General features: G+C 41.4%; 17 protein-coding genes and 5 tRNA genes. 7 read left to right on the forward strand and 15 right to left on the reverse strand.

Translation table 11 applies throughout. From position 1 onward, the window contains the following. Positions 1–2 precede the first annotated feature (2 nt). The 11 genes from rplA to DSM08_RS15525 form a co-directional block, all read right to left on the reverse strand. Entirely contained in the window at positions 3–701 is a 699-nt protein-coding gene (rplA, locus tag DSM08_RS15475) for a 50S ribosomal protein L1 (protein WP_149526994.1), read from the reverse strand. A 22-nt stretch (positions 702–723) separates the two neighbouring features. Beyond that, positions 724–1,167, reverse strand: coding sequence for a 50S ribosomal protein L11 (gene rplK / locus DSM08_RS15480; RefSeq protein WP_149526995.1), 444 nt, complete (start codon positions 1,165–1,167; stop codon positions 724–726). A gap of 290 nt (positions 1,168–1,457) precedes the next feature. Then, positions 1,458–2,456, reverse strand: a complete 999-nt coding sequence (locus DSM08_RS15485; RefSeq protein ID WP_149526996.1) for a glycoside hydrolase family 18 protein — start codon at positions 2,454–2,456, stop codon at positions 1,458–1,460. Positions 2,457–2,645: 189 nt separating this feature from the next. Beyond that, positions 2,646–3,191, reverse strand: coding sequence for a transcription termination/antitermination protein NusG (nusG, locus tag DSM08_RS15490; RefSeq protein WP_149526997.1), 546 nt, complete (start codon positions 3,189–3,191; stop codon positions 2,646–2,648). Positions 3,192–3,211: 20 nt separating this feature from the next. Further along, positions 3,212–3,406, reverse strand: coding sequence for a preprotein translocase subunit SecE (secE, locus tag DSM08_RS15495; protein WP_149526998.1), 195 nt, complete (start codon positions 3,404–3,406; stop codon positions 3,212–3,214). Between the two features lie 23 nt (positions 3,407–3,429). Continuing rightward, positions 3,430–3,500 (reverse strand) — tRNA-Trp (locus tag DSM08_RS15500). A 245-nt stretch (positions 3,501–3,745) separates the two neighbouring features. Continuing rightward, positions 3,746–4,933 (reverse strand): elongation factor Tu, encoded by a 1,188-nt coding sequence (gene tuf, locus DSM08_RS15505; RefSeq protein WP_149526999.1) that lies wholly within the window; start codon positions 4,931–4,933, stop codon positions 3,746–3,748. 71 nt (positions 4,934–5,004) lie between these two features. After that, positions 5,005–5,076, reverse strand: a tRNA-Thr gene (locus tag DSM08_RS15510). An 88-nt stretch (positions 5,077–5,164) separates the two neighbouring features. Beyond that, a tRNA-Gly gene (locus DSM08_RS15515) sits at positions 5,165–5,237 on the reverse strand. 61 nt (positions 5,238–5,298) lie between these two features. Continuing rightward, positions 5,299–5,379, reverse strand: a tRNA-Tyr gene (locus DSM08_RS15520). 25 nt (positions 5,380–5,404) lie between these two features. Further along, positions 5,405–5,477: transfer RNA gene (locus DSM08_RS15525), tRNA-Thr, on the reverse strand. Between the two features lie 285 nt (positions 5,478–5,762). Here DSM08_RS15525 and DSM08_RS15530 point away from each other — a divergent pair. Further along, positions 5,763–6,932, forward strand: a complete 1,170-nt coding sequence (locus DSM08_RS15530) for a BamA/TamA family outer membrane protein (RefSeq protein ID WP_149527000.1) — start codon at positions 5,763–5,765, stop codon at positions 6,930–6,932. Between the two features lie 403 nt (positions 6,933–7,335). Here DSM08_RS15530 and DSM08_RS15535 read toward each other — a convergent pair whose 3' ends face one another. From DSM08_RS15535 to DSM08_RS15545, 3 genes are read right to left on the reverse strand one after another with little or no spacing between them, the layout of a single operon-like run. Beyond that, complete coding sequence (locus DSM08_RS15535) at positions 7,336–8,655, reverse strand: sensor histidine kinase (protein ID WP_149527001.1); 1,320 nt, start codon at positions 8,653–8,655, stop codon at positions 7,336–7,338. Positions 8,656–8,657: 2 nt separating this feature from the next. After that, positions 8,658–10,013, reverse strand: coding sequence for a sigma-54-dependent transcriptional regulator (locus DSM08_RS15540; protein ID WP_149527002.1), 1,356 nt, complete (start codon positions 10,011–10,013; stop codon positions 8,658–8,660). Positions 10,014–10,029: 16 nt separating this feature from the next. Continuing rightward, complete coding sequence (locus DSM08_RS15545; RefSeq protein ID WP_149527003.1) at positions 10,030–11,343, reverse strand: TolC family protein; 1,314 nt, start codon at positions 11,341–11,343, stop codon at positions 10,030–10,032. Positions 11,344–12,165: 822 nt separating this feature from the next. Here DSM08_RS15545 and DSM08_RS15550 point away from each other — a divergent pair. From DSM08_RS15550 to DSM08_RS15570, 5 genes are all read left to right on the forward strand, one after another. Further along, positions 12,166–13,419 carry an efflux RND transporter periplasmic adaptor subunit gene (locus tag DSM08_RS15550; protein ID WP_149527004.1) on the forward strand — a complete coding sequence of 418 codons (1,254 nt, stop codon included), beginning with the start codon at positions 12,166–12,168 and terminating at the stop codon, positions 13,417–13,419. A gap of 87 nt (positions 13,420–13,506) precedes the next feature. Further along, positions 13,507–14,184 carry an ABC transporter ATP-binding protein gene (locus DSM08_RS15555; protein ID WP_149527005.1) on the forward strand — a complete coding sequence of 226 codons (678 nt, stop codon included), beginning with the start codon at positions 13,507–13,509 and terminating at the stop codon, positions 14,182–14,184. 463 nt (positions 14,185–14,647) lie between these two features. Continuing rightward, on the forward strand, positions 14,648–16,996 hold the full coding sequence (locus DSM08_RS15560; protein ID WP_149527006.1) for an ABC transporter permease: 2,349 nt from the start codon (positions 14,648–14,650) through the stop codon (positions 16,994–16,996). 453 nt (positions 16,997–17,449) lie between these two features. Next, entirely contained in the window at positions 17,450–18,358 is a 909-nt protein-coding gene (locus DSM08_RS15565; RefSeq protein ID WP_149526620.1) for a transposase, read from the forward strand. 38 nt (positions 18,359–18,396) lie between these two features. Next, positions 18,397–20,847, forward strand: coding sequence for an ABC transporter permease (locus DSM08_RS15570; protein ID WP_149527007.1), 2,451 nt, complete (start codon positions 18,397–18,399; stop codon positions 20,845–20,847). Positions 20,848–21,599: 752 nt separating this feature from the next. Here the strand turns inward: DSM08_RS15570 and DSM08_RS15575 are convergent. Continuing rightward, complete coding sequence (locus DSM08_RS15575; RefSeq protein WP_149527008.1) at positions 21,600–22,013, reverse strand: hypothetical protein; 414 nt, start codon at positions 22,011–22,013, stop codon at positions 21,600–21,602. A gap of 314 nt (positions 22,014–22,327) precedes the next feature. Between DSM08_RS15575 and DSM08_RS15580 the strand changes: the two genes are divergently transcribed. Further along, on the forward strand, positions 22,328–24,712 hold the full coding sequence (locus DSM08_RS15580) for an ABC transporter permease (protein ID WP_149527009.1): 2,385 nt from the start codon (positions 22,328–22,330) through the stop codon (positions 24,710–24,712). Positions 24,713–24,773 lie beyond the last annotated feature (61 nt).

A 24,773-nucleotide genomic window follows, 5' to 3' on the forward strand; every position in this document is an offset into this window, starting at 1 on the left:
GATTAAATTCCCGCTACTGATTTAGTCTCCACATGAATACCAGGACTCATGGTTGAAGAGATGTGAATACTCTTGAAGTACGTTCCTTTTGCTGCAGACGGTTTCAAACGAGAGATAGTTTGTAATACCTCTAATGCGTTGTCATAAATCTTGTCTGCGTCGAAAGACACTTTACCAACTGAAGTATGGATGATACCGGTTTTATCAACTTTGAAATCGATCTTACCACCTTTAACCTCTGTTACAGCTTTACCTACCTCAGTAGTAACTGTACCAGTTTTAGGGTTAGGCATTAAGTTTCTTGGACCTAAAATACGACCCAATTTACCTACTTTCGCCATAACACTAGGCATAGTGATGATGATGTCAACGTCAGTCCAACCACCTTCGATTTTGCTGATGTAGTCGTCAAGACCTACGAAATCGGCACCTGCTGCTTTAGCTTCTTCTTCCTTATCAGGAGTACACAATACTAAAACGCGAACAGTTTTACCAGTTCCGTGAGGTAATGTTGCAATACCACGAACCATTTGATTTGCTTTACGAGGATCTACGCCCAAACGAACGTCGATATCCACTGAAGCATCAAATTTGGCTGTTGTAATCTCTTTTACTAAAGCCGCAGCTTCTTTCAAAGAGTACGCTTTACCAGCTTCAATTTTGGATAGTGCCGCTTTTTGATTTTTTGTTAATCTAGCCACTTTCTTAAACTGATTTCGTTAATTAATTTTTCCAAGGAGCATCACCGGATACAGTGATACCCATACTACGCGCAGTACCTGCTACCATTTTCATAGCAGATTCTACTGTAAATGCATTCAAATCTGGCATTTTATCTTCCGCGATAGTCTTTACTTGATCCCAAGTAATTGAAGCTACCTTCTTACGGTTTGGCTCTCCAGATCCACTTTTTAGCTTAGCAGCATCTTTTAATTGAACTGCAACTGGAGGAGTTTTGATGATAAAATCAAAAGATTTGTCGGCATATACAGTGATAACAACAGGTAATACTTGACCTGGTTTATCTTGCGTACGAGCGTTAAATTGCTTACAGAAATCCATGATGTTCACACCTTTAGCACCTAATGCAGGTCCTACTGGAGGAGATGGATTCGCAGCACCGCCCTTCACTTGTAATTTTACTAACGCACTGACTTCTTTTGCCATTTTGTTTTGTTATTTAATTTGTTAAATGTTTGTTAGTAAGTTGGAAGCAATAACGTAACATTTACTTTTTCTCGCCGCAACAAAACGGAGTTTTGCATACAAACGAGGTGCAAAGATATATATAAATTCCGAGAAACTAAAAGAATTTTTACTTTTTATCTGAATAAGTACTTAGAAGTGAGTATTTAGTAGTTAGTACTTACTAGTTAGTAGTTAGACCTAGACTTGAGTATACTACGATTAAATAAAACAATGAATATCTCCCGATTTAATTCCTGGCAAATATAACATTAATTTAAAGATTCAAAAAGCGCCTTACTCATCGACAACTGCTCGTCATCACCATAAAACTCCCAATACATCGCTCCCAATAAACCTTGCGATTTAATATAGGCAGCTTTTAATTTCAAGGATTCCACGTTCTCAAATGTAAAAACCAAAGTACCATCCTCATTCAACAAATAAGGAACCTTCGCCACATCATCCCATTTTTCCTCAAAACCCGCTAACTTAGCATAGTCCTTAAACATGACATAATCCGGCGTTTCCTTTTTATCGCCTCGACCATAAAACGGAATACCCATGACCAATTTCTCTTTCTTCACTCCAGCATTCATGTGAGCTTCCATGGCTTCAACCAAGGTTACCCGGCCAGATCGCTCCGATCTATACAAGCTATTATGTAGAAATGGCGGCAAAGTCACATCATACATCATCACATTCACAAAGTCAATGTAAGGATCGATCCCCTTAAAATCTATATACTTGGCATCAGCAATCGTAGCAAGTGTCAACAGTTTCTTTTTTCCAATCGTCTTTCTGATATCCCTCATAAGTTGTGTGAAATTATCGACATCATCCGGCGAAGAGGAAATTCCCGATTCGCTGCTGCTCGGATATTCCCAGTCCAAATCAATACCATCCAAATCAAAAGCCTGTACGATACGTTGGCAGTCCTTGGCAAAAGCTTCCCTGTTTTCGGCCGTTGCGGCCATCTCGCTGAAGCGACCGCTCCCCCATCCGCCAATAGAAAGTAATACTTTCAAATGTGGACTCTTCTTCTTCATGGCGACAACCTCGCGCAAACGAGATTCATTAGAAATTACGACTCCATTGAACGTCTTATTCACCTGACCAAACGCATAATTAATATGCGTGATCAAGTTCGGGTCCGGCAATGCCTTTGTCCCAGCGGTGACATATGAAATAATAAAAGGTTTTTGTTGTGCGTGCAACAACAAAGAAGCGCAGACAAAGAATGTGACTAGAATGGTGCGGTAAATTTGCATAGTGGTTAGGTTGAAAATTATACAGTAAGATATGCAATAAATAATTCCCAGCAAATAACAGCAAGTAACGTTTTTGTTCAACACAAGATCAACAAATCTCCTCCTATCCCCCGATATGCAACACAAAAAAGGCGCTGCAATTGCAACGCCTAAGGTCTTTATACTAAATACTAAGTACTAACTACTAGATTATTCTTTTTCTACTTGCATGTAGTTCAATTCAAGAGGAGTCTTACGACCGAATACTTTAACCATTACAGTTAACTTCTTCTTATCTTCATGTACCTCTTCAATTTCACCTGTAAATCCGTTGAAAGGACCGTCACTTACTTTTACAGTTTCACCTACATAGTAAGGAACATTGATACTTTCACCTTGCTCAGCCATTTCATCAACCTTACCTAAGATACGGTTAACTTCTGACGGACGTAAAGGAATTGCATTTCCGGCTTTATCACCTAAGAAACCAATTACGCTATTTACATTTTTGATTGCGTGTTCAATCTCACCATCCAATGCTGCTTCGATCAAAACGTATCCAGGGTAATAGTTACGTTCTTTAGCCACCTTTTTACCATCACGCATCTGGTAGTATTTCTCCATAGGGATTAATACTTGCGTAACAAGGTGTTGAATGCCTAAGCGATTGATTTCTGCCTCAAGATATTGTTTTACTTTCTTCTCTTTCCCGCTTACAGCACGTACCACGTACCATTTTAAACTTTGATCTGCCATACTAATATTGGATTAGAAAATTAAGCTCCCGTACCGTACAACAACTCCATAACGTTACTTGAAGCCTTGTCCATAATTAGGATAACGATCGCAATAATTAAGGACGCAACAAGCACGACTACAGCGTGACTTTGCAATTGAGACCAAGTAGGCCAAGTCACTTTTTCAGTAATCTCTGTATAAGAGTCTTTAATAAAATCAAGTACTTTTGCCATTTATAATTTTTCTAAGTTAATTGCACGGGCACTAGGATTCGAACCCAGATCGAAGGTTTTGGAGACCTCTATTCTACCTTTGAACTATGCCCGTGTAGCTTTTTATTTAACGTTGCAAATATAGGTTTTCAACCCCATTACAACAAATATTATTTCAATTTATTATCAAAAAAAACAACCTTCTTTTGATACAAAGAACCAAACCGAATCTATTGAAATACAATAAAGAAAAAGTTCATCCTCTGACCATCTAGAAATCAGATGGTTTTGAAAAAATAAGCTAACCGACTTGCATCGGTTAGCTTAATTTCTATGTTTTAGAGATAATCTCTTTCGAGATTACGCTAAGATTTCAGTTACCTGACCAGCACCTACTGTACGACCACCCTCACGGATAGCGAAACGTAGACCTTTTTCCATAGCGATAGCGTTGATCAACTTAACAGTGATTGTTACGTTATCACCTGGCATAACCATCTCAGTACCTGCTTCTAGAGTGATTTCTCCAGTTACGTCTGTTGTACGGAAATAGAATTGAGGACGGTATTTGTTGAAGAATGGAGTGTGACGACCACCTTCAGCTTTTGATAATACGTAAACCTCAGCTTTGAAATCTGTGTGAGGAGTTACTGAACCTGGTTTACAGATAACCATACCACGACGGATATCAGTTTTCTCAATACCACGTAACAATAAACCTACGTTATCACCAGCTTCACCGTAATCTAAGATTTTACGGAACATCTCAACACCTGTTACTGTAGATTTCAAGTTCTCAGCACCCATACCTAAGATCTCAACTGGATCACCAGAGTTGATTACACCTCTTTCGATACGACCAGTTGCAACTGTACCACGACCTGTGATCGAGAATACGTCTTCGATAGGCATTAAGAAAGGTAAGTCTGTCAAACGTGGAGGAATTGGAATGTAGTTATCTACAGCGTCCATTAGTTCCATGATTGAATCAACCCATTTCTCTTCACCGTTCAATGCACCTAATGCAGAACCTTTGATTACTGGAATATCATCACCTGGGAATTCGTAGAATGATAATAATTCACGAACTTCCATCTCAACTAAGTCTAATAACTCAGTGTCATCAACTAAGTCAACTTTGTTCAAGAATACTACTAACGCAGGAACACCTACCTGACGAGCTAAAAGGATGTGCTCGCGAGTTTGAGGCATAGGACCATCTGTAGCAGCAACAACGATGATAGCACCGTCCATTTGAGCAGCACCAGTTACCATGTTCTTAACGTAATCGGCGTGACCTGGACAGTCAACGTGTGCATAGTGACGGTTAGCTGTTTGGTATTCTACGTGTGAAGTGTTGATTGTGATACCACGCTCTTTTTCTTCAGGAGCTGAGTCAATTGAATCAAATGAACGAACTTCTGACAAACCTTTATCAGCTAATACTTTAGTGATAGCAGCTGTTGTAGTCGTTTTACCGTGGTCAACGTGACCAATAGTACCAATATTTAAGTGCGGTTTACTACGGTCAAATTTCTCTTTTGCCATGTTTATGCGAATTAGTAATTATAAAATATTTCTTTTAATTATGTTACAAAGTTAAAAAAACTTTTGTGTCGAGCCAAAGATGGGATTTGAACCCACGACCTCTTCCTTACCAAGGAAGTGCTCTACCCCTGAGCTACTTCGGCTTACAAAAACCTTATTTACAGCTATAAGCCTCTAGTCTTTACATAAAAATATCAAAGAAGACAGAGACTTGTTTTGTTTTATAAATTGAGCGGAAGACGAGGTTCGAACTCGCGACCTATAGCTTGGAAGGCTATCGCTCTACCAACTGAGCTACTTCCGCTTTTTTTTGTTTACGCTTTGAGAAAACTGCAAGCAGCTAAAGCGTAAACAAAGAGTGTGTGTGGAGGGAGAAGGATTCGAACCTTCGAAGCCGAAGCAACGGATTTACAGTCCGTCCCATTTGACCGCTCTGGAACCCCTCCAGACCTGTAACCGAAGTTACGTTTGAGCCTCCTATCGGAATCGAACCAATGACCTACTGATTACAAGTCAGTTGCTCTACCAGCTGAGCTAAGGAGGCGTATATAAATTTAATAAAACTTTCTTAAAGAACGGCTACCTGTAGATAGCGAGTGCAAAAATCTGATATTATTTTGACTTCTGCAAGTTTTATTTTCATTTTTTTTCACTTAAAGAACTCATCAAAACTTCGTTCGTTATTTCCCCGTTTTGATGATGCAAAGATAGCTACTGAAAGCACATTACAAAATATATTTATCCTTTTTTTTGCGCTTCAAAAACCATTTACCTGATACGCAAGTAAATAATTTTTATTTTCAATTCTATAGAACCCCTATATTTGCGCATGTTTAATACCAGATTATTCAAAATTCTACCTCTTGCAGCCTTAACATTAGGTTTGCATCTGAATGCAACAGCGCAGGAAACTAGCCCTGACAGTACAAACTTCATTAAAAAAATCATCAAAAAATTCGTCTCCTCCGAGAAAGATTCCACGCGATCGGCAAGCTTTATGGTGCTCCCGGCAGTAGGGTATGCTCAAGAAACAGGTTTCGAATACGGAATTGCAAGTACGTATAACTTCTATATCGATAAACAAGATCTAAATAGCCGAACGTCCAACCTAACCCTAATCGGTACCCTGACGACGAAAAAACAAAAAAACATTAAGCTAATTTCCGATATCTGGACCAAAGGAAATGAATACCACATCCTCTCCGAACTTCGCTATCGCGATTGGCCATTCAATTTCTATGGCATCGGCAATGATACTTGGAAGGCAGATGAGGATTACCTCGACCAAAAGCTATACCGCATCAAACTTGACGGCGAGAAACGCTTCGCTCCAAACTTCTACGCCGGATTAAATGTAAACTACGAGCATTTAAAATTCAAAGACATGGAAGCTGGCGGTATTTTCGAAGAGCCAACCGTTTACGGAAAATCTGGAGGACAATACCTCGCCATCGGTGCATCGGCATTATACGACAACAGAAATAATACCACTTATACTACGCGTGGTTTCTATGGCCGCGCCAAATACAGCTATGCTCCCAACTTCTTTGGCAAAGACAACTTCATCGGCTCACAAGTGGAGGTCGATGTTCGCGGTTTTTACCCCATCAACAACACCCTGACGATCGCTGCCCAAGGATTATTCCGCGGAACTTACGGTGATAATGTCCCATTCTATGTGCTACGTGATCTTGGAGGCGATATGACCATGCGCGGATATTACCTCGGCCGATACAAAGACAACAATTACGCGACAGCCCAGGCTGAAATACGCTATAGATTCCACCCCCGCATCGGAATCAACGGATTCCTCGGAACCGGAAGCACATTCTCCAAGGAAAACGACATCCGCTTGCTCCCTAGCTACGGCGCAGGACTTCGCTACTTCTTCAGCTTAGAACATAATAGCAGCATCCGCTTCGACTACGCCTTCGGCGAACAACGCCCCGGCGAGAAAAGACAATCAGGATTTTATTTGAGTATAAGTGAAGCGTTTTAGGGAGATGTTAGTATTTAGTAGTTAGTATTTAGTATTTAGACCTAGGGTGGAATTAGATTTTAGAAATTAGACGCTAAATATTAGAGCAGGGCGCCCATTAGGCGCCTTTTGCTGTTTCGAGTTTTCTGAACCAGGAAAGGAAGGATACAAGGATGGTCAGGATCCTGCAAATCGTTTCATCCTTCCTTTCCTGGTTCAGAAATCCTTTTTTTCTTTCAACATGATCCTGCCAATCCTTAAATCCTTCCTTTCTTGGTTCAAAACAAACTTCCCCCTTTCCCAAACAACTCAAACACAAAAAAGGCGCCTAATCGACAACCTACTCTAATATCTAACGTCTAATTTCTAAAATCTAATTCCAGCCCTACTCTTATGTCTAACGTCTAATATCTAATATCTACTCTCAAAACTGCAAAGTAAAAACACTCCCCTCGCCTTCTTGGCTGTCGACTAAGAGGTTTCCGTTGTGCATCAGCATAATCTGCTTACTAAGGGTAAGTCCGACGCCTGTTCCGGTTTTTTTGGTGGTAAAGAATGGGGTAAAGATCTGCTCTTGGATTTCGGGCGACATGCCGACGCCGTTGTCTTGAATTTTGATCTGTATTCGGCCGTTGCTTTCGATGCCAGATAGGCTGATATAGGGGTCTTCTTGATCCTTGACGGCTTCAATGGCGTTAAGCAATAAATTGATGAGGACCTGCTCGACTAAGTTGATATCTGCCAAGAGTACCATCCGGGTATTTTTGATGATGATATCCACATCGATATTCTTTTGGAGGAGCGTTGGTTCGAGAAGTTGATAAATATTTTCGAAAAGCTGCACGAGCAGAATCTCCGCCACTTGTGGCTGATCGACCTTATTAATCAGGCGATAACTCTTCGCAAACTGCAACAGCCCTTCGCTTCGACGTTTAATGGTGAATATTCCCACTTTGAGGTCTTCGATATCCTGATCGCCTTCCCATTGTTCCAAGCGGCTATGCAGGGTTTCTGCCAAGGAGCTGATCGGACCAATGGAGTTCATGATTTCATGGGTCAGCACGCGGAGCAGCTTATGCCAAGCTTTTGTTTCCGTTTCATCGATTGCTTCGTTGATGTTTTGATAGACCACGATGCGAAACTGTCCGTCCTGCGTCTCAAACTCCGAGCATTGCAAGAGTACCTTGATCTTACCGGAGGCAGAATTGGTGGTCTCCATTTGCTGCTTCCCTACCTTCAGCTGCATGGTCTTCTCATACAGATCTGCATTTCTGCGCTGTAAGCCTGCAATATTCCCAAGATGAGGAACCTGAAAAAGCGATTTGAAGGCATCGTTTACCCAGATGACTTTACCGGTATCGGCATGGAAAAACAAGATGGCGGTATCCAGCATATTGATTACCTTATTGAGGTACTGATGCTGAAGGGCTTGATCGATGCTTATATTTTTATAAATTTCGTTGATCTGGTTGAAAGCCTGGTACAATTTGCCCTCGGTCGACTGGTTATTCTTTACCACAAAACGGCGCGTGAAATCTCTATATTTTACGGCTTCGGAAAACTCTAGCATTTGTTTCACTAGAAACCGATGGCTGGCAACAAAGCGATAGGCTAGATAAAAAGTGATCAGAAATAACAAAAGCGCATAGCTGTAGTAGCCTAAGAAAATCAAGTAGGCGATTCCAACAGCAAGCGACAAGAGTGCCAGCACTTTAAAAAAATCAGCAATCGCTAATCTCGACATATTTACAAATTGTATTTTTCCAGGCGTCTATACAAGGCTGCTCGCGTCAGTCCTAATTCCTTCGCTGCCTTGCTGATGTTCCCATTATAGCGTTCAATTGCTGATTTAATCGCCTTACGTTCCATCTCTTCTAGGTTATGGGAAGAAAAGTCGGTACTTGAGCTTGTCGCTTCAGGAACAGACTCAATGGGAGAAAATAGGATATCCTCGGCGCGCAAACTAGATTGATCAGACATGATAACCGCCCTTTCGATGCTGTATTGTAATTCGCGGACATTCCCCGGAAAATGATACTGCTTCAGCTTATGTAGCGCGTCTGCTTCTAAACCGGCGATATTCTTATGATATTTCCTGTTGTAGAAATCAAGAAAATGGTTAGCTAAAAGGGGGATATCATCTGTTCGCTCACGCAATGCCGGTACCTGAATTTCTAGGGTGTTTATTCTGTAGATTAAGTCCTTTCGGAATCTCGACTCATCCGCCAATGCCTTCAATGGAACATTGGTTGCGGAAATTAAGCGCATATCCACTGCAACGGGCTGGCTAGAACCCAAAGGAACGACAGCGCGGTTTTGCAATACACTCAATAGCTTCGCCTGTTGTTGCAGATTGATATTCCCGACCTCATCCAGAAAAAGAGTACCACTGTCGGCATTCTCAAAACGGCCTTTTCGATCTTCCCTGGCGTCAGTAAATGCACCTTTCTTATAGCCGAATAGTTCACTCTCGAAAAGTGTTTCGGTCAGTGAACCTACATCGACTTTAATAAATGGATTTTTATTGCGCAAAGAGCGCTGATGAATAGCGTTTGCTATCAAATCTTTCCCTGTTCCGTTTTCTCCGAGAATAAGAATATTGGCTTCCGTAGGTGATACCTTGTCGAGTTTGTAAAACAGATCGTTCATAATTGCCGACTTGCCTACAATGCCCTGATCCGAAACCATTGGCTTCGACTTCACATTCGCCTGCGCCGGTTTATGCTCGTCCATCAACCCCTGCAGCGTACTCAGCAACTGTTCATTCTGCCAAGGCTTAACGATAAAGTCCGCTGCCCCTTGCTTCAAAGATTTAACGGCTAAATCAACCGCACCATAGGCCGTAATCATCACGACCTGAACGGCAGGAAAATTCTCCTTTACTTTCCCCAACCAGTATAAGCCCTCATTACCGGTGTTTATCGCACTCTTAAAGTTCATATCCAACAAGAGGATATCAACCGAATGCTTCTCTAGAATATTCAGTAATTTCTCTGGGTTATGTTCAACAATAACCTCTTTAACTTTAGGTCTTAACAGGATACGGGTGGCGGTTAATAAATCCTGATCATCATCTACAACAAGTACGGTTGCTTTCTTCATGCTAGGTCTAAGTTAATTATAAATTTAATGCCCCTGCATAGTAATCGTTAATATATTTTTGAAGCAACCACTCATATTGTTTGATTACCAACTGACTACGCGTATTGTCTAATTTGTTTTTCGCCGTCAAGTAAATGACCGAATTGCTATTACCCGCTTCAAAATGTACATTGGCGATACGAAAAGCCTCTTGATAGCTCTGTTCCTGCTCCTTCAAGTTCTGTACATGCGTCTGTGCTGTTCGCAAGTCAAATACGGCTTTAGCCGTGTTCATACGGAGTTCGTTTTCACGAATACTTTTATTCAGCACTGCCTCGTTAAAATCAACCTGCGCCAAACGCACATTCGTACGCGTCGCAAATCTATTGAATATGGGAATGGTTAGGCTTAAAGAAAGGCTTTTCCGAAGATTATTCTTCATCTGGTTGAAAGCCTCTCCCCCATCCTTGCTATAGTTGGATCCTAAGCCTGCGCCAAAGGATAAGGAAGGATAATATTCTGACTTCATCAATTTAATATGCTGCTCCATCTCCTTCATCCGCCAGTCCAATGCACGATACTCAGGTAGCACCGTCAATGAAGAACGAAAAAGATCATCAGCGCTATAAGCAGTGCTCGCTTGCTCTGTCTCCAATTTTTCTAATGCGGGTAGTTCTGCAATATTGATATTCAAAAACGTTGCTAATGTCAGCTTCGCATCATTTAAAGATTGCTTCGTTTGTTCCAACAAATTCAGATCGCTATTATACTGTCCTTTGATATCGTAAAGATCGCCCGGAGCAACCGCACCTTCTCTATTCAGTACCTCATGTCTATGTAATTGTTCCTTTGTTACAGCGATCTGCCCCTCAATCTGGGTTAGCATATCCTGCGCTGTTAAGACTTTCAGGTATGCCTCAATGACATCCAGTTTCAATTCATTTCTAGCACCTTCAAATTCTAGCTTTCCGGCCTCCTTCGCATTCGCACGACGACGAATATTGTGTAAGATGGCAAAGCCGTTGAAGATCGGGACATTCGCATTGAGGTATTGATTGCCATAGCTGTTATAGCGGTCTACATACTGGTTGGTCGTCGGGTCAATACTTCGACCTTGACTAAGCTCATGTGCCAATCCGCCGCTCACCTCCGGCAACCGATCGTAGCGCGCCTGCTTATACTGAAGATCCGCCCGGTCGATATTAAGTTCCGAACGTAATAACGTCGGATTATTAGCTACCGCCATACGAATGCAATCCGAAAGGGACAAGGTGCGAGTTTGCCCCTTAAGATTGCTAACTAAACAACAACAAATTGTTACGATATATAAATAGATGGTTAAGTATTTCATGTATGCAATTTCCTATGGCATTCCATAGCCTATGCCAATTATACTAATTATTGATTATCAGTGATTTAAAACACCGAAAAAGAAAGGGATGTTCGGAGACGAACAACAAAGTGTTCGGTAGTGGACAATTGGGATTAGACATTAGATATCAGATTTTAGATATTAGACCGTTGTCTTGAACCAGGAAAGGAAGGGAACATTAGTCTTGAACCAGGAAAGGAAGGATGCAAGGATGGGCAGGATCGGGTCTAATGTCTCATATCTAATATCTAGTGTCTAGTGTCTAGTCTGAACCAGGAAAAAAAGGATGCAAGGATGGGCAGGATCAGTGATCTGTTAAAGTTGGAGACGTTTAGTGAAACGTCTCTACGCGGTTCGTCATGATTACCGCCTATATATTTCAAAATTATATGGAAGCCAATTGGACGCCAATACGTAGAGACGTTTCACTAAACGTCTCCTAAAATGTATATAACCCATACCATCTTTCGCCGCTATACCTGATCCTGCCAATCCTTGCATCCTTCCTTTCCTGGTTCGAAACAAAATATCCTTCCTTTCTAGTTTAAACCAAAGGTTCAAAACAAAATTCCCGTTCTAAACCAAAGTTTCAGACAAAAATCCCCTCACCCCACCACTCCCACTCGTCCAAAGTCTAACATCTAAAATCTCATATCTAACATCTAACATGGACATAAGCGAACATCTACTGTTCGCTAACGAACAGTAGCCAAGTAGCCAAACACAAAATAACACTGATTTACAATAGTTTACAACTTTGGCACAACCTTATCTATGCATTTATCGTAAAGAATAAAATAAATGGACAGACCAATTAAACAGAAGACATGGAATACGAAGCGGCTCTTAACGGTTGGCGGCGTGGTTGCCTTGGTTGGCTTGATCGGCGCGAGTTATTATTTCACGAGCGGCAATAGCAAACTCAATGTAGAAGCGGAGCGTATTGCTATCTTTGAAGTAAAAGAAGATACCTTTCAAGAGTTTATACCTATCAATGGAACCGTACTTCCTATCAGCAGTATTTATCTGGATGCTTCGGTTGGTGGTCGTGTGGAGGAGAAATATGTAGAAGATGGGGCGCATTTGAGAAAAGGAGACCCTATCATGCGTCTTTCGAATACGGATTTGGAGCTGAGCCTTATCAATCAGGAAACGCAGGTTTTGAACCTCTTGACACAGGCTCAAATTGCGCAGACCAGTGCACAGCAGGCTACCATCAACAATCGTAATCAAATGGCGGATGTGGAACAAGCGCTGAAGGAAGCGGAGCGCGTTTATACCTTGAACAAAAAGTTGCTGGCGGAAAAGGCGATTGGTTCGCAGGAATATCAAAAGTCGCTGAATGAGTACAATTACCAGAAAGAACGTATCGGGTTAACGAATCAGATCGTGAGACAAGATGAGGTTTCGAATGCACAGAAACTAAATCAGGACCGCGAAACCTATAAACGTACGCAGAGCGCTTTGCAGCTGATGCGCCAAAAAGTGGGGGATCTAATATTAAGAGCCCCTGTGGATGGGCAACTGACTTCCTTTGACGCCGAGATCGGACAGAATAAAACGGCTGGCGAGCGTCTAGGACAGATTGATGTATTGACAGGTTTTAAAGTGCGTGCAGAAATCGATGAGCACTATATCAACCGCATCTTTCCTGATTTGAAGGGGCAGTTCAGCATTGACGACAAGTCCTATGAGCTGCGCATTAAAAAAGTGTACACCCAGGTGAAAGATGGTCGCTTCTTGGTAGACATGGAGTTTATCGGAGCACGACCGGAGAGTATCCGTCGCGGACAGACCCTGCCAATACGTTTAGCATTGAGCGATAAGACCAAAGCGGTGTTACTCGCAAAGGGAGGCTTTAATCAACAAACGGGCGGAAACTGGATTTTTAAATTAGATAAATCAGGAAATACAGCTTATCGTACGGATATTCAATTAGGCCGTCAGAACCCGGAATATTATGAGGTATTAGGAGGCTTGAAACCCGGCGATAAAGTCGTTATTTCAAGCTATGAAACCTACGATAAGATTCAAGAATTGAGCATAAAACAGTAGAAGTCATTGCGCCTGCTGCTTCACCCCCTAACCGAAGTAGTAGGTCGCAAATGATGAAAAGATAAACAAAGAAATTATAGATACCATATGATCAAGATAACCAACCTACAGAAATTCTATCGCACCGAAGAGGTGGAGACTGTTGCGCTCAACGATGTTAATATACATGTGAAAGAGGGAGAATTTGTTGCCGTAATGGGCCCCTCTGGATGTGGGAAGTCGACCCTATTAAATATAGTTGGTCTGTTGGACGATTTAGACGAGGGCAGTTATCTATTCAACAGTATCGAAGTAGCAAAATTTAAGGAGAATAAGCGTTCGGATTTGCGCAAGCATAACATCGGCTTTGTCTTCCAGTCGTTTAACCTAATCGACGAGCTAACGGTTTTTGAAAACGTGGAACTTCCGCTTGTTTACACCAATGTGCCTGCTGCCGAACGTAAGAAACGCGTGGAGGAAGTGTTGGAAAAAGTGCAGATCATGCACCGCCGCAATCACTTTCCACAGCAGCTGTCTGGTGGTCAGCAACAACGTGTCGCCGTAGCGCGCGCCGTAGTCAACAACCCTAAATTGATCCTAGCCGACGAGCCCACAGGTAACTTAGATTCGAGCAACGGTAATGAAGTTATGCAATTACTAACCGAACTCAACGAAGCCGGAACAACCATCGTCATGGTAACACACTCTGAATACGACGCCAAGTTCGCCGACCGTGTAATCAGAATGCTCGACGGACAGGTGATATTGGAAGATGTAAGAAATTAATTTATAGATATGAGATGCTAGAAATTAGATATAAGATGTTAGACATTAGATATAAGATATGAGATGTTAGACATTAGATATAAGATTTTAGACATTAGAATGGCGTTTGAATCAGGATAGATGGGCAGTTGTCTCGAAAGAAAGAAAGGAACATTTGTCTTGAACCAGGAAAGGAAGGATTTTAGGATTAACAGGATCCTCCTTATCGTTTTTTTCCTTCCTTTCCTGGTTCAAAACACAACTCTAATATCTATTATCTACTGTCTAATATCTAGTCTGAAAGGAAGGATTTTAGGATTGACAGGATCCTGCATATCGTTTTTTTCCTTCCTTTCCTGGTTCAAGACACAACTCTAATATCTATTATCTACTGTCTAATATCTAGTCTGAAAGAAAGGCTCCTAATCGGCGTCCTACTCTAAAATCTAATGTCTAAAATCTAAAAAACACTAAATACAACCACATGTTTAAAATAGCCTTTCGCAACCTCAAGAAGAATAAGGGATTCACGGCGATCAATATTATTGGTTTAGCTATTGGTATGGCGGCCGCGATACTGATTATATTATGGATTCGGAGTGAAGTGACTTTTGATCGTCAGTACAGCAATCTCGACCGGACCTATGTTGTCGGGAATAAAGCAATCTGGGGCGATAAGATTCAGGTATGGTTCTGGACCCCTCGTGTGATGGCAAGAACGCTGGAAACGGAATTTCCGGAGATCGAGCATGCTGTGCGCGTTGAAGGTGGTGGCAATGATTTACTTTCTGTCGGAGAGAACAAGTTGAATAAGGAAACTGGCATTTTTGCAGATGAGCACTTTTTTGACATCTTTGATTTCGAGGTTCTCGCTGGTGATACGAAAACTGCGCTCTCCAATGTGAATAGTATCGTCTTGACGGAATCATTAGCGAAGAAATTATTCAATTCGACAGATGTTGTCGGGAAATTCGTTCAACGAAATAATGAGGAGCAGTTCGCTGTATCGGCTGTATTGAAAGATCTGCCAGCCAATAGCACCTACAATAGAACGAGTTATCTGCTTCCGATGAAGTATCATGATAGCAAAAACCCCGGCGATACACAGTGGAACAACAATACATTGCAGACCTACATCTTATTGAAAGAAGGAGCAAACGTTGAATTGCTGAGCAAGAACATCAAAGGACTTGTACAAAGACACACCGAAACAAACGCTGACAATCTAATCAAGCCTTTGGCCGACATGCATTTGTATGATAAATACGAGAACGGTGTGGTCGCTGGTGGTAGAATTGATACGGTACGTGTTTTTCTTGTGATCGCTTGCTTTATCCTGCTTATCGCCTGTATCAACTTTATGAATCTGAGTACAGCGCAGAGCGAAAAAAGAGCGAAGGAAGTTGGTATCCGAAAAGTAGTTGGTGCGGGAAAATCATCCTTGATCAAACAGTTTCTATCGGAGTCCATTTTGCTGGCTATTTTTGCGGGACTTGCCGCGCTCCTAATTGTGATCGTCGCGCTTCCGAGTTATTCCAAATTAGTAGATCGGGCACTAACATTGCCATACGATAGCATTGCTTTTTGGATTGCGTTTATGGCATTCACCATCTTTACGGGTTTAGTGGCCGGCAGCTATCCCGCTTTCTTTTTATCCTCGTTCAAACCAATCCGTGTGCTTAAAGGCAAGTTTGTATTCAAGGTGAATAGCTTTAGCACAAGAAAGGTCTTAGTCGTGAGTCAGTTTATTATCGCTATTGTATTAATCGTCAGTACCATCACTATCCGCAAGCAAATACAACATGCGCAAGACCGTGAGGTTGGTTACAACAAAGAACGTTTGATTTTCTTGTATGAAAATGGGGATGTTGAGAAGAATTTCAAATCGATTAAACAGGAGTTATTGGAACAAGGTATCGCTAGCAGCGTGACCCGCACTATGTCGCCAATTACCCTCCGATGGAGCAACAGCAACGGTTTTGAGTGGGCAGGGAAATCCAAAGACAATACCGTGATCTTTAATAGAACAGCAGCCGACGATAAGTTGATAGAAACAACAGGTTTAGAGTTAGTGAAGGGTCGTGATTTTGACCTCAGCAAATTCCCTACAGACTCGGCAGCGGCGATAATCAATGAATCTGCGGCAAAGGAAATTGGGTTTGCGGATCCTATCGGACAGATTATCAAGGACGGCAGTCAGTCTTACCAAATCATCGGTGTGATCAAAGACTTTATACAAGAGTCGCCATATGATCCTATAGCACCGCTGATCATCGAGGGTGCCCATGGCTATCTAGCGACCACACATATCAAGTTCCAACCGAATATTCATACGCGTGAGGCCCTAGACAAAACGGAAGCAATTCTAAAGAAATACAATCCGCTATACCCTTTCGAGTACACCTTCGTTGATGAAGACTATGCGAAGAAGTTTAACGAGTCAGAAAAAACCGGACAACTAGCTTCTCTATTCGCCGGGCTAACCATCTTTATCTCTTGTTTGGGACTATTCGGACTTTCGGCGTTCATGGCAGAGAACAGAACGAAAGAAATCGGTATCCGCAAAGTATTGGGTGCATCTGTATTTTCAGTTACCCGAATGCTTTCCAAAGAGTTTGTACTGCTTGTAATCATCGCTTGCATCGTCGCATTCCCATTGGCTTACTGGGCAATGAACAGCTACCTGAGCACTTATGCCTACCGCATATCGGTAAGCTGGGAGATATTTTTGATAACAGCAATAACGGCTATTTTGATTGCCATATTTACGGTAAGCTATCAGTCGATAAAAGCCGCAATAGCAAATCCAGTGAATAGTTTGAGGGATGAGTAAGATTAGTAGTTAGTATTTAATAGTTAGTATTTAGACCTATGCTGGCTTGGTATAGCAGCACATATTCTTGAACCAGGAAAAAAAGGATTATAGAATTGGCAGGATCGGGTCTTGATACTAAATACTATTTTGAATCAGGAAATAGATTATTGGCTTGAAATAAAGGAAAAAGTGTTGTCTTTGAACCAGGAAAAAAAGGATTATAGGATTTGCAGGATCCTGTATATCTTAAAATCCTTCCTTTCCTGGTTCAGACAAACGATATAAAAAATATATAAATACCAGCAAAACAAGACGCCATAGGTCTAAATACTAACTACTAAATACTAACTACTAATGCGAATTAAGGGTTGAAATATATTGGAAAAAGCTTCTTAAAAAGAGGGGTGAAAACTTGCATAAAAGCCTGATTATCAGTATATTTATAATGTTCCTTACGCATTATTAAACAACATGATCAATCAGGCCAAGGCTCTAAAATTAATAAAATTATACCAGTATGTTTGTGATAAATATGACAGTGAACTGCAATATTACTGTCAGCGATTTTCAAACAATAACAAACCTGACTTTACTGATCAGGAGGTTTTGACCATCTATTTATTCAGTGTGCACGAGGAACAGCGGCTAAGGATCAAGCAGATCCATAAATTCGCCTCGGATTATCTGATGGATTGGTTTCCCAAGCTAACTTCATACGTAGCATTCAACACCCGTATCAACCGCCTTTTTGATGTTTTGAGATCTCTTTGTCAGTCAGTTATAGAGGACTTTACACCAGAGGAGTGCTCCAGAGAATTTTCCCTACTGGACTCTATGCCCATCATAACCTGCAGTGGGACTAGAAGGGCAAAGGTAGCTCTGGAGATAACGGATAAAAGCTTCTGCTCAACGAAGAGGCTTTGGTATTTTGGATTAAAGCTTCATGCGCTCAACAGCTATAACAAATCCACGCTGCCTCGTCCGGAAAGCATTGTAATAAGCAAGGCATCTGAAAGTGACCTGAACATATTTAAGGAGAATTGGGCATCCATCGCAGGTAGGACGTTCTTTGGTGACAAGATATACCGTGACGCCCCGTTCTTCGAGTGGTTTTATAAAGAAAAAAAATCAATTATGTATACTCCGATAAGGGAAACCCAAGGAAAACCAGATTGTTTAAAAAACAGGGATCGTGCTTATAATGACCTGTTTTCAAGAGCAGTATCTAAGGTAAGACAACCAATCGAATCCTTTTTTAATTGGATAAATGAAAAAACACAGATACAAAACGCAAGTAAGGTCAGATCTACCAAAGGACTATTAGTACATGTGTTCGGTAAATTAACAGCCTGTTTCATAAAGCCTATTTTCAACCCTTAATTCGCATTACTAAATACTAACTACTAAATACTACAAAAATGTTTAACAGTCTACGCCACTTAAAAAGAAATAAGCTATTCAGCTTTTTGAATATCCTGGGATTAACTATCGGGATTAGCTCCTGCTGGTTGATTTACCGATTTGTAAGTTATGAGCTCAGTTATGAGCAGGGCATTCCAGATAAAGAGAACATTTATCGAGTATTATCGAATTTTAAGCGCGATGGCCAGGATGAGCTATTTGGTGGCTTGTCGCGACCGATCTACTTCCATATGAAGCAGGAGATGGATGGTCTTGAAAATGTTGTTCCGAGCTTCCGGATGTTTGTTGCAAAGATCGATATACCTGCTATCGCCGGTCAGGACGCAAAGCAGGAAGAGCCTGATTATTTGGAGACTGCAGTGATTAATACGGTTCCTAGTTATTTTGATATGCTACCCTATAAGTGGCTCGCGGGAGATAAGAGGACCGCGTTGAACGACCCGTTTCAACTCGTGCTGACGGAGAAACGCGCAAAGTATTACTTTCCAACCTTAAGCCCGCAGGAGATTGTAGGAAAAACGATTGTATATAATGATTCGTTGAAGAAAACAGTTTCCGGCATTGTAGAGAATCTACCATTCCCGTCTGAATTTATTGGTCAAGAATTTCTCCTACTGAAGGAACGAGCGGAAGATAAAAGACTAGCCAGTTGGACAAACAGCAACGGTGCGGACAAGGTTTATATTTTAGTCAAGGATAAAGCCGCCGCTGATAAAGCTCTTACGGAAATACAGGCTACCGTCAAAAGTAAATGGGAAGAATTTAAAGCAGAGACCAAGCCGACTTATGAATATACGAGAAGCATTAACTTCATGCCGATCAAAGACTCGCATTTTGCGTCGCACATGAACGAGCGCGACGCTGATAAAACCAGCTTACAGGTGATCTATGGTTTAATTGGTGTTGGAATTTTCTTGCTATTGTTGGCTTGCATCAATTACATCAACCTGACCACCGCACAGTTACCGCAACGTTATAAAGAAATTGGGATTCGCAAAACGCTTGGTGGATCTAACAAATCGCTAGTACTGCAGATGATGACAGAAACAGCAATCATCGTTGGATTAGCGACCGTCTTATCGGCTTTCGTTGTCCAGATTGCCATGCTGTTCCTTGGCGACTTACTATCCGAAGGTGCCAAGACCAATTCCAATCCGCTACTCTTTATAGTCTTCATCGCTTTTGTATTATTAACGACTAGTGTATTGGCAGGATTTTATCCCTCGTGGATCATCAGCAAGGTCAATGCTGTGGATATCTTTAGAAATAAAGGAACAGTTGCCGTCGGTCAGAACAGAATAAACCTTCGTAAGGCACTTATCGTTTTCCAATTTATCATTGCGCAGATATTTATTGTTGGAGCATTGATTGTTGGGCAGCAATTAAAATATCTGGTGGAAAAAGATATGGGTTTCAACAAAGATGCCGTGATTCTTTCTGAAATACCTTACAAGCTTTTCGAAGACCCTAATTTCGAAACGAAGAAGATAACCCTCAGCAATGAACTACGTCAGATTCCAGGTGTTGAGGCTGTAACGATGGGGACTGCTCCATTATCGCCGGACTATAGTTCTTCTCACATGAACTACTATCCGAAGGGACAGTTGGAGCCTATCTCACAAAACATATTCACTAAAGTAATCGATCAGGAGTACTTCTCCTTTTACGATTTGAAGCTCACTGCTGGTGCTCCCCTTTTACCATCTGACACAACCAACGGCTATATTATCAATGAAACCGCAGCTAGAGGATATGGATTTAAGAATCCACAAGATGCGATAGGCGAAATAATTGGACAGAAAGGATATGAGCAGCGAATTGTAGGCGTTATGAAAGATTTCCATACCAGAGACTTTTATTCAAACATTGAGCCTTTAGCACTTCTCCACTCAAAGGAACAGTTAGGGGATTATGGTATCCGACTAAGCTCAACGAATAGAAAAGAATGGCCGCAAATCATCGAACAAGTGAAGTCTACCTGGGCAAAGTTCTTCCCGGAAGATACATTTACATATAAGTTCTATGACGAGTCGATTCTCGCGATGTACAAAAAGGAACAAAACCTATACAAACTGACGAACATCAGCACGGGCATCGCGATTATCATCAGCTGCCTGGGTCTATTCGGACTTGCAACTATAACCGCATTTCAACGCAGCAAAGAAATCGGCATCCGTAAAGTATTGGGTGCAACCGTGTCGGGAATTGTCGGCATGCTTTCCAAAGACTTCGTGAAGATGGTTATCCTTGCAATCCTCATCGCAAGCCCTATCATCTGGTGGGCGTGTAACAAGTGGTTGCAAGACTTCGTTTACCGCATCGAGCTATCATGGATTCCGTTTGTTTTGGGCGGATTATTCGCCTTAGTGGCAGCCCTATTAACCGTGAGCTATCAGGCTATCAAGGCGGCAAAGACTAATCCTGTGGATAGTTTGAGGGATGAGTAAGAGTAGTAGTTAGTATTTAGTAGTTAGTATTTAGACCTATGGCGGATATGAGATTTGGATATAAGATTTTAGACATTAGATTTTAGAGCAGGGCGCCGACTAGGCGCCTTTTGCTGTTTGAGGAGTTTTCTGAACCAGGAAAGGAAGGATGCAAGGATGAACAGGATCTGGATACACCTACTATTACTGAATAACATTTTACACCTCATTCTTAACCATATTATAGCCAATTCCGAGCGCTTATGATTGGGGTTTGAATTGGGTTTACATTGGGTTTGAAATGGGTGTAAGTAGACTGACTTACCTTTGGGTTACTAAAAAGGGAACAATAAAATATAACATAGGTATTTAAAGGTTAAACCTGATCCTGTCAATCCTTAAATCCTTCCTTTCCTGGTTCAGACAAAATATCCTGACAATCCCTAGATACTTTCGTTCCTAGTTCAAAGACAAAATATCCTAACAATCCTTCCTTTCTTCAAAAACAAACTTTCCTTTCTTGTTTAAAACAAATGTTCAGGATGTGTGGAGTGACGGGATTGAATTGTCTTGAACCAGGAAAAAAAGGATGAAATGATTATCAGGATTGGAAAGAAAGGTAGACGATTGATCCTGCCAATCCTTAAATCCTTCCTTTCTTGATTCAGAAAAATTTTCCTTTCTAAACCAAAGAAAAAAACAACGCATCCCAAAAAAAGCGCCTAATCGGCGCCCTGCTCTAAAATCCTAATATCTTATATCTAATATCTAAACTATTGTTTCGGTCCCTGAAAGCTAAACTGAACAGCATCCGCTGCTAGGGGCTGGCTACTTATAGATAACTGAGATGTCGCCGTGTAATAAATAAAGATTCCTGCAGGATCTTGAGGATCTTCGCTCATAATATCGCCGTCCAAACTTGCTACTTTGATTACTCGGGTGTAAGCTCCTTCCGGAAACGGCATGGTAATTTTCATTTCCGAACCATTTTGTTTACTCACCGTTACGATGGCGTTGGCAGTCGTATTAAATGCTTTTCCGGGAAGTCTGGATTTTAGCGTCCCTTTGAAGGAGCCTGTCGCCACATCAATCGACGGACCTGCTTCTTCATCTTTACTGCAAGAAGAATGTGCTGTTGTGCTGACTGCTAACAAGGCTAGGACAGCAAGTTTAATTGTTGATTTCATAGGGTTTTATTATAGTTGTGTATCAAGATAGGATACAATTATCTTGCCATTTCTTCGATATGCTTCTAAGAGAGAATAGCTTGTTAAGACGCTGATATATAAGTTCTAAACATGTAAATTGAAAACAAATAATGATTGTTCGCATACGCACAAATACTGTTCGAATTCGAACAATAAACAAATGAGATTAACACACAAACAACTGAATTTCAGAACATTAAAACAATGGCATCCTAGTAGCTATCCAATAGTTGTCGAATAAAATAGCCCCTAAGGGTCTAAATACTAAGTACTAAATACTAAATACTTCATCGATGATTCGTAATTACTTTAATATCCTAGCTCGCAGTCTTGCAAAGAACAAAGTGTTTTCCTTTATCAATATTATCGGATTGTCGATCGGTATGGCTGCAGCTATCCTAATTACGCTCTGGATTCAGCGAGAATACAGTATGGATAAGTTTCATGAGAAATCTGATCGTCTATATGTAGTCTATAATCGTGATACGGATGGAATCGAAACATGGGTAAACAATAATACCCAGAAAATATTGACGACGACTTTACAATCGGATTATCCTGAGGTTGAGGGCGCAACTATATATAATGGGAGCTCGAATCTCTTCCGAATTGGCGACAAGAAAATAAAAGGTTATGGTGCAGTCGTAGACAGTGTGTTTCTAAATATGTTCAGCTTTCCTCTACTGGAAGGCGATGCGAATACAGCGTTGGCAGACCCTAGCCATATCGTGTTGACAGCCTCCTTTGTGAAAACCTTATTTGGGAATGAGAATCCGGTTGGAAAGACATTAACTGTCGACTCTGCATCGCAGTTTACAGTGACCGCTGTGCTCCAAGATCTACCAAACAATACCAAGTTTGGTTTCAAATACTTGATCCCTCGTTCTTATGCCAAACGCATAAATCCAGACCAAGATGGATGGGGAGCATTTTCGACAACAAGCTATGTATTATTGAAAGAAGGAGCCTCGCAGACCGCTTTAGAAAACAAGATTAAGAACCTGGCAAAGGATAACACCAAAAGTGCTGGCCTTCCGATTACGGCAGAGCCCTTTCTACATCCAATAGACAAGAAGTACTTGTATAATAAAGATGTGAATGGGCAGCTCGTCGCTGGCGAGATTAGTAAGATTCGATTGTTTACCGCCATTGCCGGCTTCATACTGCTAATTGCATGCATCAACTTTATGAACTTGAGTACAGCTAAGAGTGAAAAGCGTGCGAAAGAAGTGGGGATCCGCAAGGTAGTAGGCGTGACGAAAATGGGATTGATACTACAGTTTATCTTCGAGAGTGTGTTCCTAAGCTTCGTGTCCTTCCTCATTGCACTGGGACTAGTTTATTTGGCCCTTCCACATTATAGCCAATTAGTTGGCGGGAAACTGATTGTACCAATACAAGAGCCAGGGTTTTGGTTGCTTAGTATTGCTTTCATTTTGTTTACCGGACTTTTGGCCGGTAGCTATCCAGCCTTCTTCCTATCCTCCTTTAATCCTGTTAAAGTATTGAAAGGTACATTTAAGTCAGCAAGAAGTACTGTCTCTGCGCGGAAAGTCTTGGTTGTTATCCAATTTACCTTTGCTATCACATTGATTATTTCTACGATTATCATTTACAATCAAATACGCTATGCACTAGACCGCGATGCGGGATATGACAGGGAGCAGTTAATTGCTGTACCGATGGAAGGGAAAATACGTTCGAATTATGATTTGATAAAAAATGAAATATTAAATACTGGAGCAGTTAGCTCGATGACCAAGAGTCTGAGCCCTATAACACAAAAATGGAGCGATCAATGGGGGCTAGAATGGGATGGCAGCACGAAACAGGACGAGCAGACCGTATTCGTAAAATTTGGAACGGATGCCGACTTTGCGAAGACGATGGGCTTGAAGATTGTCGAAGGTCGCGATATTGACGTCAATAAATTCCCAACGGATACTAGTGCTATATTACTGAATGAGGCGGCCATTAAGGCGATGCGTATAAAGGACCCTATCGGTAAACTGATCAATCATGTGGGTTATAAAGAAGCGAACTATAAAATCGTCGGCATTGTAAACGACTTTGTGTTTGGATCGCCTTTTGTCGATAAGATTGAACCTATGATGATCTGTGGACCGCGTGCGTATTATGCGACGACCATACATATGAAACTGTCGGATAAATTTGAGACGAAAGAAAGTCTGTCGAAGATTGAACAGGTCTTGAAGAAGTTAAATCCGGATTATGAGTTTGTTTATGATTTCACCGATGAAGACTATGCTTACAAAGTTGCCTCTGCCGAACGCACGGGCAAATTAGTAACCCTCTTTGCAGGATTAACTATCTTGATTTCTTGTCTCGGGTTGTTTGGCCTTGCAGCGTATATGGCGGAGAACAGAACGAAAGAGATCGGAATCCGCAAGGTGTTGGGAGCCTCGGTCCTGCAAGTGACGAGCTTATTATCAAAAGAGTTTATCGTGTTGATCTTTATCGCATTCCTAATAGCTTCTCCAATTGCTTGGTATGCCATGAAAAACTGGTTATCTGATTACAGCTATAGAACCGAGATTTCTTGGTGGGTATTTGCAATAACGGGCGGATTGGCAGTCATTATTACCATGCTGACCATTAGCTGGCAGTCCATTAAAGCTGCAATAGCAAATCCAGTGAGCAGCATGAGAGATGAATAATGTTTTAGATATGAGATATTAGATTTTAGACATTAGACCAGCACTGAATATTAAGCAGGTT

It is taken from the genome of Sphingobacterium hotanense, assembly GCF_008274825.1.
GTDB classification, from domain to species: Bacteria; Bacteroidota; Bacteroidia; order Sphingobacteriales; family Sphingobacteriaceae; genus Sphingobacterium; species Sphingobacterium hotanense.